Here is a 19,287-nt window from a genome sequence, read left to right on the forward strand (position 1 = left end):
ACACGTGTTCTGAATAGGTTAGATATCGGGTGCTGTCAGAGGTGCACATCTGGCTGGTATGCCCGCAAGGGACCGGTGCGCCGGACCTAATTCTACAGTTGAAGGGCGGAATGTTTTTGAAAAAGGTAGTTGGCTTGCTCCTGTCGGTTGCATTGTTGTCTTCGTTCTATGTTGCCAGTCCCCCCGAGGTATCTGCCGCAACGCCCATTGTGGTGAATTCGACGATTGTCGTACCGGCCGGTGAGACGTATAACGGCAATGGCCAAACGTTCGTCGCCAATCCGAATACGCTGGGAGACGGCAGCCAGGCAGAGAACCAGAAACCCATCTTCCGGCTGGAAAAGAATGCTACACTCAAAAATGTAATTATCGGTGCTCCCGGCGCAGACGGGGTGCACTGTTACGGGAATGCTACCATCTCCAATGTGACCTGGCAGGATGTCGGCGAGGATGCCCTGACACTGAAGGCCTCCGGCACAGTCAATATTACAGGCGGAGGTGCGTACAAAGCCTACGATAAAGTGTTCCAGGCGAACGCTGCGGGCACGATCAACATCAAGAATTTCAAAGCGAATGACATCGGCAAGCTGGCCCGCCAGAACGGCGGCACCTCCTATGCCGTGAACTTCACCCTGGACAACTCGGATATCTCGAATGTCAAGGATTCCATCTTCCGCACAGACAGCAGCAGCAGCGCCGCCCGGATCACCAATACCCGCTACCGCAATGTGCCTACCCTGTTCAAGGGTTTTGCCTCGGGTAAGACCAGCCAATCGGGCAACACGCAATATTGAGATAAAATAAAGTCAGGGAAGCTAGTGTGAATACACCAGTCTGATTCCTGCAGCAGACCACCTTTAACAGTAACCGCCTCCATTTCCGGCTCCGCTGGGATGGAGGCGGTTTCAGTTCAGACGGACGGCCAGGCACACATGAACACGATAATATCCGGGACGGAGGAATAGATTTATTTTGGACACATCTGCCTTTCTCAACTCTATCGACATGAACTCACATGATATGTTATTATGATACACTGATAACGTATTAACGAACTAAAGCAACCGATGCGGCAGGCAATCTACTAGGGGGATTAGAGAGATGAAGAGACAGGGAATATGGGTTCTATTAACCATCATGGCTATTGTACTAATTACAGGCTGCTCAGGGTCCGGTTCAGGCGGCAAGGACGGTAAGCTGGTGATCGGCATAGACGACAAGTTCGCCCCGATGGGCTTCCGGGATGATGACAATGAGCTTGTCGGCTTCGATATTGACTATGCGCGAGCGGCTGTCAAGAAGATGGGCAAGGAGGTTACCTTCCAGCCGATTGACTGGTCCGCCAAGGAATCCGAGCTGAACAGCGGGCGCATCGATATGATCTGGAACGGATACACCATCACGGACGAGCGCAAGGAGAAGGTACTGTTCACCAAGCCTTATCTGGAGAATAGCCAGGTGGTAGTCGTGCTGGCGGGTTCATCGCTGTCTGCGCTTAAGGATCTGGCCGGCAAAGAAGTCGGATTGCAAAGCCTCTCCTCTGCCGCCGATGCCCTGGATGCCAGTCCGATCAAGGCGGAGCTTGGCGGCGTGTCTGAATTCACCGACAATGTGCTGGCGCTGACCGACCTCAAGTCGGGCCGTCTGGACGGGGTGGTCATCGATGAGGTTGTCGCCAGATATTACATAGCCAAGGAGCCGGATACGTACAAGCTGATGGAAGAATCATTGGCCCCTGAGCAATATGGCATCGGGATTAAGAAAGGCAATGAAGCTCTGCTCAATGAGCTGCAGAAGGCGCTGGATGAACTAAGCAGTGACGGAACAGCCGCCGAGATCTCAACCAAGTGGTTCGGAGAGAACAAAGTATTGAACTAGGAGCCGGTTAAGCCATGGATATCGATTATATTATTAGAATTTCCGGACCGATGCTGGAAGGCGCCCGGACCACGGTGCTGCTGTTCCTGATCGTGATCGTGCTGTCCATTCCGCTCGGGATGGTGGTCACTCTGATGGCCAAAAGCACGCTAAAGCCGCTGGCCTGGATCGCACACGCTTATATTTACGTCATGCGCGGAACGCCGCTCTTGCTGCAATTGTTCTTCTTCTGCTTCGGTTTGCCGCAGATTCCTGTAATCGGGCAATATCTGGTTATGGACCGTTTTGTAGCGGCCAGCCTGGGCTTTATTCTGAATTACGGCGCTTATTTCGCCGAGATCTTCCGGGGCGGGCTGCTCTCAATCGATAAAGGTCAGCATGAGGCGGCCAAGGTGCTCGGGCTTAGCCGGTGGCAGACGCTGCGCAAGGTCATTCTTGCCCAGATGTTCCGCGTGGCGCTGCCTGCGGTTGCCAATGAGTCGATTACACTGGTCAAGGATACCGCTCTGCTGTATGCCGTGGCCGTACCGGAGCTGCTGAATTTCGCCAAGACGGCGGTGAACCGTGATTTTACCGTCACTCCTTTTGTCGTAGCGGGCGTCATTTATTTGCTGATGACACTGGTGCTGACCTTGTTCTTCAAGCTGCTGGAGAAACGTTTCAAATTTGAGTAGAAGGGCTGTATCGCTATGAGTAGCATGATTGAAGTACGTCAATTGAAGAAAGACTTCGGCAGCCTCAGTGTGCTGAACCAGATTAGCTTTGACGTGAAGCCCGGCGAAGTCGTTGCGGTGATCGGACCCTCGGGCTCCGGCAAAAGCACTATGCTGCGCAGTCTCGTGCATCTGGAGGAGGTCACCGGGGGCAGCATCTCAATCTGCGACAAAACGCTGGTTGAGAACGGACGCTACGCCAGTACGGCGGCAATTAGAGACATCACCTCAAGGATGGGGATGGTGTTTCAGCATTTTAATCTTTTTCCGCATCTCAGTGTGCAGGACAACCTGGAGCTTGCCCCGCGCACCCTGAAGCGGGAGAGTGTGCAGCAGATTACGGCCAAGAGCCGTGAGCTTCTCTCGAAGGTAGGCCTGGCCGACAAAGCCGACGTCTATCCCTCCACGCTATCCGGCGGGCAGAAGCAGCGGGTTGCCATCGCCAGAGCGATGATGCTGAGCCCGGATATTCTCCTGTTCGACGAGCCGACCTCGGCGCTTGATCCTGAATTAACTGGCGAAGTGCTGCGCGTCATCCGCCAGCTCGCCGAGGAGAACATGACGATGATGATCGTCACCCATGAGATGAGCTTCGCCCGCGATGTCGCCGACCGCGTGTTCTTCATGGACAACGGGGACATTGCCGAATCCGGCACACCGGAGGAGATCTTCGGCAGCCCGAAGCTGGAGCGGACGCGGACGTTTTTGATGCGGGAGTAGGCTTACTTCCGCATACATCCGCCCACGTGTCTTCTCGCGAGCACAATGTGATCGGTTTTTCGATTACATTTGCTCCGTGTGCCCTCGCCCAGCACTATGTGATCGGTTTTTCGATTACATTTGCTCCGTGCGCCCTCACCCAGCACAATGTGATCGGTTTTTCGATTACATTTGCTCCGTGCGCCCTCACCCAGCACAATGTAATCGGTTTTTCGATTACATTTGCTCCGCGTGCCCTCACCCAGCACATTGTGATCGGTTTTTCGATTACATTTGCTCCGCGTGCCCTCATCTAGCACAATGTGATCGGTTTTTCGATTACAATTGCTCCTCGTGCCCTCACCCAGCACAATGTGATCGGTTTTTCGATTACATCTGAACCACATGTCTTCACGCGAGCACCAGCATACTGTATCTCATCTTTGCAAACAAAGGACCGGAACGCCACTACGGCGGTTCCGGTCCTTTTCTGGCAGTTCACTGCCCTGTCAATCCCTCATGCCTCCGGCACCTGCTCCGGCTCTACCGGTCCCATCGGCGCTGCCGGCTCCGGCTCCTCCTCATCCCAGCGTTTGCGGAGGAAGAGCTGATAGAGCTTGACGATGATGATCTTGAGCATCATATAGACCGGAATAATGACCAGGATGCCGATGATTCCGCCGAAATCGCCGCCGGCCAGGACGAGAATGATGGTGGTCAGCGGGTGGATATCCATGCTTTTGCCGAAGATATAAGGGGCCACGAGGTTATCCTGAATCTGCTGCGCAACGAGCACGACCACAATCGACCAGACCGCCGTAGACGGGGACTCAATCAGACCGATGATGAAGATTGGCACGGTAGACAGAATGGCTCCGATAAACGGGATAAAGTTCATCAGCACCGCCACCAGCGTCAGCAGCAGCGCATACGGCAGGCCGATGAACAGAAACCCGATGTACATGAGCACGCCGAGCGCCAGATTGACCAGCACTCTGCCGACAATGAAGCTGCCCATCACGTTATCAATCTCGGCAACCACCCCCGCGCCTTCCTCGTGATAGCGTCTCGGGAAAAAGCTCACGAGCTTATCGCCGAACTTTCCACCCTCCTTCAGCATGTAGAACAGCAGGATCGGGAAGGTGAACAGCACAATCGCAAAATTAGAGACAAAAGAGAACAGCCCGGACACATAGCCCGTTGCCAGCGAGAAGCCTGTATTTAAATAGCCTATCAATTGGCTGGACAGGTTCATATTCTCGGGAATCAGTCCCGACAACAACTCCGTGTTCTCCAGCTTGCTAAGCTGCTCCCCCACTGCTCTCAGCACACCCGGCATATTGTTGACCAGGTTCAGCAGCTGACTTTGCAGCGATGGCCAGACGCCTACCGTGAAGCCCAGCAGCAGCACAGCAATGACCAGATAGACCAGCAGGATCGCCAGCGTCCGCTTCATTTTGCGCGAGGATAGGAAGTCAATCAGGGGCCGAAGCAGATAATAGAAGAATACGGCCAGCATTAACGGCACCATCACAACATTGAACAACGAGATAACAGGGGTAAAAATAAAGTCTACCAGTGAGCCGACATAGATAATGCCCAGCACCAGCAGCACAGCAATACACACGCGGATAAACAAATTCAATTTGGCCATAGTGGGCTCCCGTTCCGTTATTTTGAACAGCGTTTCTTGTTCACTTAAATATAGCCGGGGTTTCTTAATTCAGACTAAACCAAGTCTAAAGATAAGCTAAAGATTTGGTCTCCAGGCCGGAATACGGCTATGTTTAATTTCGTCATGAAACGGCTCTGAGATAGACGGGTATGATTTGCCGAAAAGAAAGCTACCGTCCGCGCGGTTAGCCGATAGTTTCGACCACATTGCCTTCCTGGTCTTTGATGTAGGTCTTGCGGATCTGCACCTTCAATTCCTTGGCGGCAGACAGCCGGAGCTCCCCTTCCTTAGGCTGGAGCTTCTCTTCCAATTCCAGGACCACCTCTTCAGTCAAGCCGATGCGGACAAAATCCTCGTTGACCACAGTCCCGTTAGCGGGCTTCCGCTCCAGCATCACTTGCCGCTGCTTGCTGGTCAGTGTCAGCGGCTTCCCCTTCAGCAGACGGCCGCGCAGCAGCTTAGCTATAGTCGGTGCCTGCCTTGCTCCTATGGTCAGGACAGCAGGTGCTGCACTGAACAGGCGGCTTGTACCCGGCTCATAATCCAGTTCATCTACATACAGAATGCCCGTCTGTGATCCGTCACGCTCAATGCCCTGACGTACCGCTTCCTGGATGACAGGTAGCCGGAGCAGCGAATCCCGGGCAAGATCGGTGATGCAGAGAGGGAGCACCTCCTGACTGGCCTCCAGGAAGGCGTTGGTATTCCAGGACATCATCGCTTCCAGCTCATCCGCTGTGATTCCTACCATCTGCAAGAATTCTACACGGCCGTTCGGCGTATCCACAGCCGGAAGCTCCGGGTCATCGGTGAACGCCAGCGCTGTCAGCCGAGTATCCGCCCCCAGGCATATCGGGCCATTGGCATCCAGGTGATGGCCGGAAGCAAAGATATTTCCGCTGGAGAATACATATCTGGCCATGTTCTGCAGCAGATTGATCGCCCAGGCCGGAGGCTCCTGCTCGCCTGCACTGCGTGCCAGACGGAAGGTCAGCTCGAAGCCGTATCCGCTGTACTCAGGATCTTCGGACTCCTTCTCGAACAGCTCGGTGAAGCCGAAGGTTACGAAATGCCAATGCGGATAAGGCTGCTCGGCTGTATAGGCGCTGATTCCGTTCAGCGGGTCATTGCCTCCCAGGCTATACGGCAGCATTGCCGCGTAATGCTTCGGCTCCTGTTGCCCGTACAGTCCCTTCATCTGATCTTCAATGGCATCCCAGCCGATAGCTTCCACTTCTTGCTCACTCATCTTGTTCCCTCCAGGTTCATATTTATGTACAGCCGGAATTCCCGTATCCGGCCCAGAATCTCCCGTTCATTACCCCAATTCCATCATCACAAACCCCAAACCATATAAATTCCGCAAAAAACGGCAAGCTCATCTTACGAGCTTGCCGTTTGGTGTATCTTCATTAATATAGGTATCAGTTAATGCAGACCAGCAGGTCCTTGCGGGCTACGCCGCTCTTAGCTGCCGCTTCGGCTACAGCCATGCGGATTCTCTCTACTACACGCGGATCGAAGGCGTCGGGAATGATATATTTCTCATGCAGCTCAGACGGGTCAATCACTGAGGAGATCGCTTCTGCTGCCGCCAGCTTCATATCTTCATTGATATCCGTAGCTTCACAATCCAGCGCGCCTCTGAATATCCCCGGGAAGCACAGCACATTGTTAATCTGGTTCGGATAGTCGGAACGGCCGGTCGCCATGACTCTTACATGCGGCGCAGCAATGGCAGGATCAATCTCCGGCATCGGGTTCGCCATAGCGAACACAATCGGGTCTGTGGCCATGTTCAGCACATCTTCCAGCTTCAGCACATCCGGTGCAGAGACTCCGATGAACACATCTGCGCCTTTAATCACATCGGACAGACTTCCGGTTTCAAGATAAGGGTTCGTAATCCGGGCGTAATCGCTCCAGTGGCTGCGTTCATAATCCGCCAGCCGGTTAATCGCGCCCTCCCGGTCCACGCCGATGAGGTTGACCGCTCCGGCATGCAGCAGCATTTTGGAGACGGAGATTCCTGCCGCGCCTATGCCGTTCACCACGATTTTGACATCCTTGATATTCTTGCCGCATACCTTAAGCGCGTTCAGTAGTCCCGCAGTAACCACAATCGCCGTCCCATGCTGATCATCATGGAAGACCGGAATGTCCAGTTCGGCTCTTAGTCTGGCTTCAATCTCGAAGCAGCGCGGAGAGGAAATGTCCTCCAGGTTAATGCCGCCGAACGTCGGGGCAAGTGCTTTTACAATCGCAATAATCTCTTCGGTATTCTTGGTGTCCAGGCATATCGGCACGGCGTCGACGTCTGCGAACTGCTTGAACAGCGCCGCTTTGCCCTCCATAACCGGCATGGCCGCCTTCGGCCCGATATCGCCAAGCCCCAGTACAGCCGTACCATCAGATACGACAGCTACGGTATTCTTCTTCGTGGTTAGCTCATAGGCCTGGGACTGATCGTCGGCAATCGCCTGACAGACCTTCGCCACACCCGGCGTGTAGACTTTGGACAGGTCGTCTTTGCACAGAATCGGATGCTTCAGGGTAGTTTCGAGCTTACCGCCTTTATGCAGCAGCATAATTTCTTCTAATAGTTCCATGAATAACTCCTCCATTCAACTGGTTAACCGTTTGCTTGCATCTATTCTCAGATCTTACTATATATAGCGGATATACCTGCATCCGGAACCGTACCAGACCCGTATGCAGGCCCGTCAACTCTGCATTTCATATACTCCCTTAGTCATTCTCCGCGATAATTATCGGATTGGCAAGATAAAAGCTGACACCTGAAAATTGTCCACGATTTAGACACGATTGGATACGATTTCATGTGATTCAGGCGCATCCTCTGCGGATTGAGCGCCTTGATCAGCCACCCCATACAGAGATGAGCAGCGTGGCTACAACTACTGTAATCGCACCGCCGATACGGGTGGAGATCTGTGCGAACGGCATCAGCTCCATGCGTCCCGAGGCAGACAGAATGGCTACATCGCCTGTTCCGCCAAGGCCGCCGCGGCAGCCGGTAACAATGGCCGCTTCAACCGGGTACATATTGACCCATTTGCCGGTAAAATAGCCGGTGATCGTCATCGCCACGATAACAGTAGCGCAGACAATAATATAAGGAAGCGAGATCAGGGCGGCGACATCCTTCAGCGGAATGTACAGCATCCCGAGGCCGACCATCAGCGGCCAGGTTAAAGTACCGGATACCAGCTTGTAGAGCTGATAAGCGCCCTGCTCGATTTTGGACGGGAGCAGCTTGGAAATCTTCAGTAATGCCGCTGCGAAGATCATCAGAATCGGACCCGGAATGCCGACAAACGGCGACAGCAGATGTCCGGTGATGAACAATCCGCAGGCGAACAGCAGGCCCGCGCCCATCAGCAGGAAGTCCGGCTTCGCGCTGTCATACGTGCTGCCCGCCAGCTTCTGGCCGTCCTTCGACTTCACCAGGACACCGTTCCCGGTGATGGACGGATTTTTGTCAGCCATCCGCTTGAGCAGGCCCGCTCCAATAATCGCAAACACGTTGCCGATCACCGCTGCCGGAATCATCTGGGCCACATAGGAGCCGGATTCCCCGCCGAGGATCTGCGAGAACGCGATCGACAACGGGAGAATCCCTTCACCGACACCGCCGCCGATAATAGGCACGATAATGTAGAATAGTGTCCGGTGTGCGCTATAACCAAGCAGCATCCCTACACCCAGGCCCGCAGCCACTGCGGCGAGGGTTCCGGCCATCATCGGAATGAAGATGCGGATGAAGCCGTTAATCAGCGTGGTCCGGTTCATCCCGGTAATACTTCCGGCTACCAGAATCGAGATGTACAGGTACAGGAAGTTCGAGGTCTTCATCAGCGTGTTGACCGATTCAAGCACCGAAGGATCAAGCACATTCCAGAACACCAGGAACGATGGAATCATTAGAGAGAGGATCGCAGGACCGCCGATATTCTTGAGAATCGGAAGCTTGAAGCCCAGATCACTGAGCAGCACCCCCAGTACAATAATTACTGCAAAGCCGCCGATCATGTCGTTTGGCAGTTCACCAAGCACAGAAGCCGCAAAAATAATAAGTGCAAATACCACATACAATGGGAGCGGAATAACGCCTACTTTTAAATGCAGAAGCTTCTGGACGAAACCCTGTTCTCCTTGCTTCAGTACAACAGGCTGCTGTTCCGGTACCGAAAGTGGGGGTTGAATTGCTTTTTGCATGTTAACCTTACCTCCTTAACTCTTTTACAAATTCATCATAGCTGCTTTGAAAGCGCTTTTGTTTTTATGAAAGTAATAAAGGGGTTTTGTAAATTATTAAAGTAAGCGCTATCAGGAGAGGGGCTGGGGGCGCTGGCATTGGTATAGAGGATTGGTACAGAGGATTAGTGAAGGGCAGTGGTAGAGGACATTGTTGGTAAATAATATTGGTAGAGCAGTCTACTTAGTCGATATAGGCGCCGGGGAGGGCGAGTGGTGGAATAGGTGAAGTCAGAAAGAGACAGGTAGTATCAGGGGGAGGCAGGTAACATTAGTTAGTATTAGGAGCTTTTGACGGAGCCAGGTTACTTCAGGTGCATTAGTGCTCTTCATTTGCGCTTACAGCCCACTTTCGGCCAATTCAAAGGGATTTATCCCTTTCCTTTCAGCATCCAGCCCACTTCCGCTGTCTGTGCAACACAAAAAGCTCCGCCGCAGGTTGCGTGGCAGGAGCTCCAATATTAGTTAGTTGTACTCAAATATACTTAGTAATCAATCCCTTACCATTCGGAGCGAGTCTGTATTTCTGTACTGGCCTGCCGATGCTCCCGTAGACCAGATCCATTTCCAGCACTCCCATCTCCGTTAGCCCGATCAGGTATTTGCCGGCGGAGACCCGGGAAATTCCGGATACCGCCGAGATCTCCTCAGCGGAGAACAATTCGCTGCCGCAGGCCTCCACCGCCCGCCAGATGGTCTGGAGCGTCTGACGGGTGAAGCCCTTGGCCAGTTCATGAGATGTCGTCCGTTCCTGCTTGAACCGGGACAGCCGGTCCAGCTCCGACTGGTTCAGCCGCTCCTGGCTGCGGAATAGCTTGTTCTGCTCCCGGTATCCATTAAGCGCCGCCCGGAGCCTGGAGAATTCAAACGGCTTAATCAAGTAGTCCACCGCTCCGTTCTGTAGCGCTTCCTGGATGCTCTCCTTGTCGCTTGCGGCCGAGATGACAATGACATCAATCTTCACGCCTCTGCGCCGGATCTCGGACAGCAGCTCCAGCCCGTTGCTCTCCTTCATGTAAATATCCAGCAGGATCAGGTCATAGGCCTGCTTCTCCAGCATCCCCAGCACTTCTTCCGCCGAGCTGGCCCAGCCATCTGCACGGAAGCCCTCCACCTGCTGCAGATAAAACTTGTTCATCTCCGACACCATGGGATCATCTTCAACGATAAGTACTTTTATCATAATGGCTTATCACCACTCTTCATGGGCTCTCCACCCTTTTCATGATTTATCTTAATTCTTTGCCAAATAAGGAATCTGCACCGTGAATTCAGTGCCTTCCCCTTCCCGGCTGTCATACGTAATCGTTCCGCCCAGCTTATCTACACTTCGCCGCACCAGATACAGCCCCACGCCCCGGTCGCCGCCTTTGGTCGAATAGCCCTGTTCAAACAGGTGGGCTCCATTCTCCGCAGCTATGCCTGTCCCGTTATCGCTAACCTTAAGGGTAAGCTGGTTGTCCTTATGCCTGAATCCAATCTCGATCTGCTTGTTGTCTGCGCCTTGCAGCGCCTCCAGCGCGTTGTCCAGCAGGTTGCCCGCTATCGTGACCAGCTCCCGCGCCACCTCATGATCCGCTACTTCAGGCAGCATACCGTCATCCCGGATCACCAGCCGCACATCGGCCTCCCTGATTCTGCTGAGCTTGCCGAGCAGGAAGCCAACCATCACCGGGTCTTTGACCTGCCGGACCACTGAGTCCGCCTCCGTCTGGATGCTCTGTACAATATCCGTGAGATATTCCTCAAGCCGGTCGTATCTGCGCATAGTATTCAGCCCCATGATGACATGCAGCTTGTTCATGAACTCATGCGTCTGCGCACGCAGTGCCTCGGCGTATAGGGAGATGCCGGAGAGCCGCTCCATCAGAATACTGATCTCGGTCTTGTCCCGGAACGTGGCAATCGCCCCTTCGATGATTCCGTTCACCCGGACCGGAACCACATTCACCAGCAGCGTGATGCCGCTCTGCTCCACTTCCTTATCCTGCAAGGCTTCCCCGGTCTCCAGCACCTTCTCCATCCGCAGCAGCGGCCAGAACTGCCCGGCCTGCCTGCCTACCGGTTCCTGGTTCAAGCCGACACTGCCCATCAGCCGCCGGGCCTCGGCATTCACCAGGGTAATCCGCGAGTCCTTGTCGACGGCCAGAATCCCTTCTTTGGTCGATTGCAGCATGGCGCTGCGCTCCTCCAGCAATTTGGCGATTTCTCCCGGCTCCATGCCGAACATCATCCGCTTGATTTTGCGGGCGAGCAGGATGGCACCGAATATCCCCATCAGCCCGCCGACCAGGATGCCTGAATAGATAATCCAGCGGTTCTGCTGAACGGCGGAACGGACGCTGCCAAGCGATATGCCTACAGCTACTGCTCCAACCTGCTTGCCGTCAGCGGCGAAGATCGGTGAGAACGCTCTCACAGAATAACCGAGCGAGCCTTCAGCCACGGATATGGTCTCCTTGCCATGCAGTGCATCGGTCTCATCCCCGCCCATGAAATGCTTGCCGATCAGGGCCGGATCAGGGTGGGAACGGCGAATGCCGCCCATATCCATCACCACCACAAATTGAACGTCATTAATAGCGCTGATATCGGTTGCATAACGCTGGATGCTGCCGAAATCAGACTCTGCAAGCAGCCCATCCACCACCCCCGGCGTGCGGGATACCGTCCGTGCAATGGTGATGGCCTTGTTCTCCAGAGAAGACCGGGCCTCTTCGGAGAATCGCATGCCGAACATTACATACACAATCAGCAGCACCAGCACGACGATCAGGCAGATCATCAGAGTAATGGTGGTTTGAAGGCGTAATCTTTTTGTACCAATTCTCACAATGCTCCACCTTCAGGAAATTTTTCTCGATTATAACGCAAAAGCCTTCAAAGCGCGATAATCACAATTCTAAGTAAATTCTGCTATGACTCCGTAATCACCGACTGGTTCCGCCCTCTGCTCTTCGCCAGATACAAGGCCTGATCCGCCTTCACGAGCAGTCCCGTAAAGTCCGCAGCATGCGAAGGATAGTGGGCGATCCCCTGTGAAATCGTAAGCTGCGCCGCAATCGGCGCCTGGCTCCGCTCGACAGCAAGACGGATTCGCTCAGCAGCGCTGAAGGCTTCCGCAGGTGTAGTCCGGGCCAGCAGGATAACGAATTCCTCCCCGCCGTAGCGGTAACAGACATCATCCGGGCGAAGCGAGGTCACAATAACCCGGACAACATGCTTTAGAACTTCATCGCCCAGCTTATGGCCGTACGTGTCATTGACAAGCTTGAACTTGTCTACATCCAGCATCACCAGTGAAAAAGGAATACCGGAGCTCATCCGCTGGCTGATCGTATGCTCAAGGGACCTGCGGTTCATCAGACCAGTCAGCACATCCGTTTCGGCTTCATGGGTCAACTGCTCGGTCTGCTGCTGGATATTGGCCAGGGCAAGCGACACGCCGTCTGTCAATAAATAGGCTTCCCTGCTCCAATACCGCTTCGCTTCCTGCAATTCTATCTGCTCCTTGCCCATCTTGCTCACAACATCTGCCAGATAGACGAAGGGGCGCGCAAACTTGCGTGCCAGAAGAATAACCCCCAGCAGCAGGACGATGAACGGCAGGGAGGAATACCCGATTAGGATACGAAAATGGCCCATCAGCTCCTTATGAATCTGGCTGATCGGGGAGACGACCACAATGCCCCAACCATTGGCGGGCACACTGGAGTATCCGGCCAGCATCTCGATGCCCCGGGTGTTCGTGACAGGCTGTTCTCCGCTTTGCTTATTCATCAGACGCTGCACAACCCCATTGCTGCTGACATCTGTGCCGATCCGCGCTTTATCCGGGTGATACACCAGATGTCCTTCGGAATCCACAATATAATAATAAGCCCCCGAATCATCCTCCTGCCCATTGTCAAAAATCTCAGACAGCACGTTATTCTCCTGAAGGTAGATGGTGCCGCTAAGCATTCCGGCGTAGGTACCCGCAGCATCGAAGATGGGCTGGCTCAAAAATACAATTAACCGCTTGGTATTGGCAGTCAGGTATGGAGAAGAGGTATACGGCTTACGGAGCGCTAATGCTTCCTTGCTATTCTCTGAGGTGATGTGCTTGCCTGTAGTCCCTATGCTGGCAGGTGAGACATGGCGGACGAATCCGCTGGCGTCGACCACGGTGATGGAATTGAAGAAATTGCTGCTACTGCGCATCAGATCCAGGGAATCATTCACTTGCTGAGCCGGCATAGCTTCTATGTCAGACAGCCTTGCGGCGTTGTATTTCAGACTCCCGCACATAGACTGAAATAATGAATCCATGGTCCTCGACATACGGTCAGCATTGATGTAATTCAAATGAAGCGTGGTCTCCATTAATGAACGTTTCTTAGACTCATAAGAACCCAGCAGAAGAATACTCGAAGTTAGGAGAACCACCAGTGTCACCAGACCCGTGAGCAGCGTGGTGAGACTCAGCTTTTTACTTTGACTAACCTTACTCTTTAACCCTTTAGACAAAACTGCAATCCTCCTTGGAGCAAGAAACGCAAAGATACACCCATCATACAGCAAATACTGATAATGTTCGACAGCGGATTTACGGCAGTACAGGCGGTGGATATCTCTCGGACATAGCAGAATAAGCCCGCACAAGCGAGGCTCATCTTCAAGCGATAAATCAGGTTCAGGTTAAGGTTAAGATCAGGTTGACCCTACGCCTGCAAAATCTCATCCACCCGTTCCTTGGCACCCTCCCAGGAGGTCATCAGCGGAAAAGAGTATTGCTCACGTGCTCTCAGATTCCACGGATGCGGGATGCAGAGCACCTTCTTCCCTGCCTGAACGGCGGGCAGCAGGTTATGCGGGCCGTCATCAATCAGCAGATCGTAGCCGATCAGATGCTTGCGCCTTGCGGTGAAGAAATTGTCGGCCGGGATATACGGCATATGCTTCTGCAGCCAGTTCCATTTCTCAGCCACCGACTTCGGCGAAGCCGCCGTAACAATGATGACATCATACGCATGGTGAAGCTTCTCCATCTCTTCCACTACATATTCATCGAACAGCTCCAGCTCCTCATATAAGCCGGGTCTCCCGAAAAAAAGCTCCATCGTGCTGTCCGGATGACGCAGGTGGTCCGTGTTCCAATCCATCATGTCCTCATAGCGGAGCGGGTGCGTAGGAAACTCAATGTTATTGTGGTATATCGCACGCTTCACGAGATGGCAGATGGTATCGTCCATATCGACGGCGATGATTGGTTTGCGCATTGAATCTCCTCCATATACATTTTCATTTATTATAGGCAACCGGGGAATAAGTGTCCAGACATCCGCCAGACTGCAAATGAGACACCTCCTTTTTGGTTTATGCGCATGATTTACGTACGACGCTCGGTGAGCACGCTCCGCAAACGGAATGTTGTTCCAATAAACCCTAATTCAAGTGCACTTCTGCTCTTCAATTACGTTCGCTGCCCACCTCCGACGAGATCAGGTGAACTAAACGCAGAATCCAATGTTATTCTTCCTTTCATGGCGGTGCTCCGCCTATCTCTTGCCAATTCTAAGCGTTATTTACTCACCCGCCGCTTGTAAGGGGTAGCATTGTTGCAATTCTTGCAGGATTTCAGCATAGACCGCTTCTATGAGGCACCATTGTTGCACTTCTTACAACAGACGTGAACTATAAATTCCCAAACAATAAAAAAGCACATGCCCTCCTACCGGGGCACATGCATTGCTGCCTAACGCAGCCACTGTGTATTGTGAACACTCAGGTTCACCATTCTGATCATTAGCCGTTATCTCCGCGACCGTCCCTTGACCAGGTTGATCACGAACAGGACCGCTGCGACAAACAGCAGAAGATGAATCATATTGCCCATGAAATTAAAGATGAGGCCTAACAGCCATACCACCACTACAAGTCCGATTAATCCCCACAGCATAAGCTTACCGCCTTTCTCTTCCGGTTTGATTTGTTTGTATTTTACCCTTGTGGAGGGGGATTTAAACGGCTAGTCCTTCAGATCCGGCTATGGAGATAGCTATTTTGAGCGCTCAGGACATTGCTTAATTGCGGCACAGGCTGTTATACTGTTTTTTAAATGATACAATTGTATTATATAAAAGGAGTCGAACCTAGTACCATGACCAACTCTTCCAGTCACCCGAAACCCGCTGCCCAAAAACTGCGGATCAGGCTGCTTAAGCTGCTGCTAATCCTTGTGTCCGCTGTCCTGCTTCTCGCAGGATCAGGGTTCCTGTATGAAGCCATCGCCTCTACCACTGACCGTAAAAACTATCCTGCACCGGGTCAACTGGTGGATGCCGGAGGTTATAACCTCCACATTCGCCAGATAGGAGCGGGAGCACCCACTATCATTCTGGAAGCAGGCAGCGGCGAAACCAGCCTGTCGTGGAGAGATATCCCTGAACAGTTAGCTGCACATGCCACCGTGGTCACTTACGAACGGGCCGGGTATGCCTGGAGCGAGCAGGCGGATACGGAACGCTCAGGCGCCAATATTGTGAACGAGCTGCACACCGCCCTTAAGAATGCAGACATTCCTGGCCCTTACCTGATGGTCGGCCACTCCCTCGGCGGCATGTACGCCCGGCTGTTCACTCAGACTTACCCGGAGGAAGTGACCGGACTGGTACTGATTGATGCCAGACCTGAGAATGACGATCGCGAGACGAAGCCGATTCTGGCCGCCGAGAAGTTTGCCGGCAACCCCAGTGCCTCCCTGCTGAGCCTGCTCAAGCGCTCCGGTGCGCTTCGGCTGTTCCAGAATCAGCTCCTGGAAGGCCTGGTTGCCGAGCAAGACCGCGGGGAATTCATTAACGTCATATCCACGCCAAGCTATTTTGCTGCCAAGGAGCAGGAAGCCGCCCTGGCCAGCTCAACCGAGGATGCAATCCGTGGACAGAGCTTCGGCTCGCTTCCGGTCAAGGTGATCGCCCGGGGCTTGCCCCAAGACTACGTCTCCTTCGGAGTATCCATTGATGCAGGCCGGCGACTGGAAGCGATCTGGCAGGCGGGCCAGCGCAGTATGCTGAGCCTATCTTCCAATAGTGAGCTTATAGTGGCGCAGAAGAGCGGACATATGGTCATTCACGATCAGCCGGAGCTGGTTGTGCAGACGATTCTGGAGATGCTTACAGATTAGCAGCGGGGTTAAGGATACAGCGGCTTGATTACATTCCAGTTAGCGTGCATGTGCAAGGTTACCGGGGAGCAGCCCTTGGGCATCAGAACGCCAAGTCCATAGCTATGCTCGAATTGTACTGCATAGTACTGCATCTGCAGATCTTCCCAGTAGCGGTATACGCCGAAATCGTCTTGCATAACCGCAATATCATGGAACAGAATAACGCCGTTATCCGCCAGCTTCGGCAGCCATGACTCATAATCATGCTTGACCGCCTCATAAGTATGAAGACCGTCAATATGCAAAAGGTCAATGCTTCGGTCTGCAAATTGAAGCAATGCCTCGTCGAAGGTCATGCGCAGCAGATGGGAGATCCCGGGGTAATAGGTGGCCGACGAGGATAGCACAGATTGATAACAGGATTCATCGTACAATCCAGAATGCTGGTCGCCTAGCCACGTATCGACTGCATAACATTCCGTTGCAAGCCCATGATCCTTGACGGCCTGGCAGAAGGCGAAGTGAGAAGCTCCATAATAAGTTCCTAACTCCACCACCCGGTTCGGCTGCATATGACAGACCAAGTCGTAGCCGAATCTGCGATGCCCTTCCCAAGCGGTATTCAGATGTATCCCCCGCTCATCCGTCTCAAACACAGGTCTGCTGCTGTTCCATCCATTCACATAGGTGCCCTCCTAAAATCTCTGTCGGCTCTTGCTATGATAATTTCTTATATAAGTTAGTCTATTCAGAGAGATACGGATTTGATTAAAGCTGATCCGCAAAATCCGTGAATTCCGCTCGCTTTCCGGCCGGAGCAAAAGTGTATTATTTTCACAGGATTGCGGGATAGCCGGCATTCGTATGTAAAAGAGCAAATAAGGTGCCTCCCGCTTGGGACGCCCCTTATTTGCTGTATAACTTTCCTACCGCGCACGCTGCCGTAGCGGACTTCCCTTCTTCGGCTTGAACGAATTCCGCTCTGTTCGGCCTTCCCCTTCGGAATCCTCCTTGCTGGGTCTTACCGCGAAGAAGCTCAACAGCCCGCCGACGGCCCCGACGCCCGCCATGGTGAAGAACAGAGTCCAATGTCCCCGGTTCATCAAGAGGGACACCACCGGCGGGCCCAGCGCGACCCCGATGAATCTCATACTGCTGTAGAGGGAAGTAATCGTGCCCCGGTTCTCCTTCTCGATACCTTCGGTAATCAGCGCATCCATGCAGGGCAGGACCACCCCGATCCCGATTCCGCTTAGACTCAGGAACCCGACCATGTAATAGATGTTCTCATTGAAGCCGGTAATCAGCGTGGCAGCGGTCAGTAAAGCCATGCCTCCGAAGCCGAGCCATTTCATGAGCAGCTTGTTTTTGCCAATGATCTTGCCGCTTCCGTAAGAGGCCAGACATAGCAAAGCAAGCGGAATGGCCAGAACGAAGCCTTTGTAGGCACCGTGCAGGTTATATCTCGATTCGAGGATCTCTGATAAATAGAACAACACCCCGAAGGTGGCGAACATGCAGATGCCTCCGATGGCGAAGATGGCGTACAGCCAGCGGCCCTTCTCATGCAATACGCTCTTAATGCCGCCCAGGAATTCCTTAAGGCTGGTCTTCTCCGCTTCCTCCTCCGCCTTGGGCTTCTTAACAAGGAAGATCACAAGAATACAAGAGATCAGACACAGCACAGGAATGGCGATAAACGGCGCATACCATAGCAGCGTCCCCAGATAAGCACCCAGGATCGGGCTTACCACTTTTCCGAAGGTATTGGAGGTCTCAATAATTCCGAGCCCTTTGCTCACCTCCTTCTCATCCTTGAACAGATCACCCACGAAGGGAATGACGATGGGAAAAGCGCCTGCGGCACCGATCCCTTGGACGAAACGTCCGGCAAGAATGATCCAGTAAGCCGTCACTCCTGTGAAGAACCAGGCAGCGGCTACACATCCGGCACCGCCCAGGGCGGCCAGGATCAGGCTGGGCAGAATCACTTTTTTGCGCCCGAAGCGGTCCGATAAATAGCCGGCGACCGGGATCATCAGGATGGCGATCAGGCCATAGACCGTGATAATCATACTGACCCCAAAAGCGCTCACCCCCAGCTCCTTCGAGATCTGGGGCAGAATCGGCAACAGCATCGAATTGCCCAGTGTCATAATCAGCGGGATGGAGGCGAGCGCGATTAGCGCCCCTTTTGAACCCTTTTCCCCTTGGGATTCTTTTGACCCCTTCATGGACGAACCACCTTCTTTTATATTCGCATCCTGCTTATTGTCGGTCTAACGGCTGTATTTATACCCCTTGGGACCTGCCTTTAATCATCAGATACCAGCCGTAGCACAACGAACAGGCCAGTACATACGATATGGACGTCCAGCCCAGGTTCCAGCCGTGATCATACCTCACTTTGCCGCTAATGACCAAACAGAACTCAAACAAGGTTTTGCCGCACGTAAAGAGCAGGATCAGCAGCAGCGGATTCAGGGATGTCCTCCTCACCGTATAGATGAGCAGACAGGAGATCACCGGAAATACCCCCAGATTATATGGAAGATACGAAATAACTCCAGGTCCGGTCGGGGTGATACTCCACCACTTCATATGGTACCCGATCTCATCGAATGCAAAGGCGATTACACTGGCAATCGGTGCGATATGAAGGATGACTGCGCTGTCTTTTCTGAGAAAATAACTGCCGATACACCAGGGAATGATCCAGCCGATGATCACATTAATAAGCATAAGCTTCTATTCCTCCACCCTGACTTCACATCTGCTTATTATGGCATGACAGTCAGCCTTTTATCCGTGTAAACAAGTTCACAACTTCGCACTGTAATATCTCCGTTTCTTGCGGGACATGCTACTCCATGTTCAAATCCAACCTTAAAGGAGCT

At 53.1% G+C, this 19,287-nt stretch carries 18 protein-coding genes; 5 read left to right on the forward strand and 13 right to left on the reverse strand.

Annotated elements, in window-relative coordinates:
* Positions 1–110 precede the first annotated feature (110 nt).
* From MKY12_RS21305 to MKY12_RS21320, 4 genes are all read left to right on the forward strand, one after another.
* Complete coding sequence (locus MKY12_RS21305) at positions 111–794, forward strand: pectate lyase (protein ID WP_209985194.1); 684 nt, start codon at positions 111–113, stop codon at positions 792–794.
* 307 nt (positions 795–1,101) lie between these two features.
* A complete protein-coding gene (locus tag MKY12_RS21310) occupies positions 1,102–1,878 on the forward strand; it encodes an amino acid ABC transporter substrate-binding protein (protein WP_339310673.1) in 777 nt (258 codons plus the stop codon).
* A 14-nt stretch (positions 1,879–1,892) separates the two neighbouring features.
* Entirely contained in the window at positions 1,893–2,552 is a 660-nt protein-coding gene (locus MKY12_RS21315; RefSeq protein WP_209984930.1) for an amino acid ABC transporter permease, read from the forward strand.
* Between the two features lie 15 nt (positions 2,553–2,567).
* Complete coding sequence (locus tag MKY12_RS21320; RefSeq protein WP_339249868.1) at positions 2,568–3,311, forward strand: amino acid ABC transporter ATP-binding protein; 744 nt, start codon at positions 2,568–2,570, stop codon at positions 3,309–3,311.
* Between the two features lie 94 nt (positions 3,312–3,405).
* Here MKY12_RS21320 and MKY12_RS21325 read toward each other — a convergent pair whose 3' ends face one another.
* The 10 genes from MKY12_RS21325 to MKY12_RS21370 all read right to left on the reverse strand — a co-directional run bounded on the left by MKY12_RS21325 (position 3,406) and on the right by MKY12_RS21370 (position 15,184).
* Positions 3,406–3,603: a hypothetical protein gene (locus MKY12_RS21325; protein WP_339310675.1), complete on the reverse strand. Its 198-nt coding sequence runs from the start codon at positions 3,601–3,603 to the stop codon at positions 3,406–3,408.
* A gap of 204 nt (positions 3,604–3,807) precedes the next feature.
* Positions 3,808–4,944 carry an AI-2E family transporter gene (locus MKY12_RS21330; protein WP_339310677.1) on the reverse strand — a complete coding sequence of 379 codons (1,137 nt, stop codon included), beginning with the start codon at positions 4,942–4,944 and terminating at the stop codon, positions 3,808–3,810.
* 205 nt (positions 4,945–5,149) lie between these two features.
* Positions 5,150–6,214, reverse strand: a complete 1,065-nt coding sequence (locus MKY12_RS21335) for a suppressor of fused domain protein (RefSeq protein ID WP_339310678.1) — start codon at positions 6,212–6,214, stop codon at positions 5,150–5,152.
* A gap of 175 nt (positions 6,215–6,389) precedes the next feature.
* Positions 6,390–7,574: a malic enzyme-like NAD(P)-binding protein gene (locus MKY12_RS21340; protein WP_339310679.1), complete on the reverse strand. Its 1,185-nt coding sequence runs from the start codon at positions 7,572–7,574 to the stop codon at positions 6,390–6,392.
* A 271-nt stretch (positions 7,575–7,845) separates the two neighbouring features.
* Positions 7,846–9,204 (reverse strand): 2-hydroxycarboxylate transporter family protein, encoded by a 1,359-nt coding sequence (locus MKY12_RS21345; RefSeq protein ID WP_036731526.1) that lies wholly within the window; start codon positions 9,202–9,204, stop codon positions 7,846–7,848.
* A 514-nt stretch (positions 9,205–9,718) separates the two neighbouring features.
* A complete protein-coding gene (locus MKY12_RS21350; protein ID WP_339249874.1) occupies positions 9,719–10,426 on the reverse strand; it encodes a response regulator in 708 nt (235 codons plus the stop codon).
* A 51-nt stretch (positions 10,427–10,477) separates the two neighbouring features.
* The gene (gene dcuS / locus MKY12_RS21355) at positions 10,478–12,076 is read right to left on the reverse strand and encodes a DcuS/MalK family sensor histidine kinase (protein WP_339249876.1); all 1,599 of its coding nucleotides are present in this window, start codon (positions 12,074–12,076) and stop codon (positions 10,478–10,480) included.
* 83 nt (positions 12,077–12,159) lie between these two features.
* The gene (locus MKY12_RS21360) at positions 12,160–13,752 is read right to left on the reverse strand and encodes a diguanylate cyclase (RefSeq protein ID WP_339249878.1); all 1,593 of its coding nucleotides are present in this window, start codon (positions 13,750–13,752) and stop codon (positions 12,160–12,162) included.
* A gap of 194 nt (positions 13,753–13,946) precedes the next feature.
* Positions 13,947–14,504 carry a hypothetical protein gene (locus MKY12_RS21365; RefSeq protein ID WP_339249880.1) on the reverse strand — a complete coding sequence of 186 codons (558 nt, stop codon included), beginning with the start codon at positions 14,502–14,504 and terminating at the stop codon, positions 13,947–13,949.
* 533 nt (positions 14,505–15,037) lie between these two features.
* Positions 15,038–15,184: a lmo0937 family membrane protein gene (locus MKY12_RS21370; protein WP_143804202.1), complete on the reverse strand. Its 147-nt coding sequence runs from the start codon at positions 15,182–15,184 to the stop codon at positions 15,038–15,040.
* A 201-nt stretch (positions 15,185–15,385) separates the two neighbouring features.
* On the opposite strand from MKY12_RS21370, the gene MKY12_RS21375 reads away from it, so the two are divergent.
* On the forward strand, positions 15,386–16,408 hold the full coding sequence (locus MKY12_RS21375) for an alpha/beta hydrolase (protein WP_339249882.1): 1,023 nt from the start codon (positions 15,386–15,388) through the stop codon (positions 16,406–16,408).
* 8 nt (positions 16,409–16,416) lie between these two features.
* Here MKY12_RS21375 and MKY12_RS21380 read toward each other — a convergent pair whose 3' ends face one another.
* The 3 genes from MKY12_RS21380 to MKY12_RS21390 all read right to left on the reverse strand — a co-directional run bounded on the left by MKY12_RS21380 (position 16,417) and on the right by MKY12_RS21390 (position 19,132).
* A complete protein-coding gene (locus MKY12_RS21380) occupies positions 16,417–17,073 on the reverse strand; it encodes a class I SAM-dependent methyltransferase (protein WP_339310681.1) in 657 nt (218 codons plus the stop codon).
* Between the two features lie 243 nt (positions 17,074–17,316).
* Entirely contained in the window at positions 17,317–18,624 is a 1,308-nt protein-coding gene (locus MKY12_RS21385) for an MFS transporter (protein ID WP_339310682.1), read from the reverse strand.
* Positions 18,625–18,682: 58 nt separating this feature from the next.
* Complete coding sequence (locus MKY12_RS21390) at positions 18,683–19,132, reverse strand: CBO0543 family protein (protein WP_036731514.1); 450 nt, start codon at positions 19,130–19,132, stop codon at positions 18,683–18,685.
* Between the last annotated feature and the right edge of the window lie 155 nt (positions 19,133–19,287).

It is taken from the genome of Paenibacillus sp. FSL M7-0896, assembly GCF_037975415.1.
Classification (GTDB): Bacteria; Bacillota; Bacilli; order Paenibacillales; family Paenibacillaceae; genus Paenibacillus_AQ; species Paenibacillus_AQ silagei.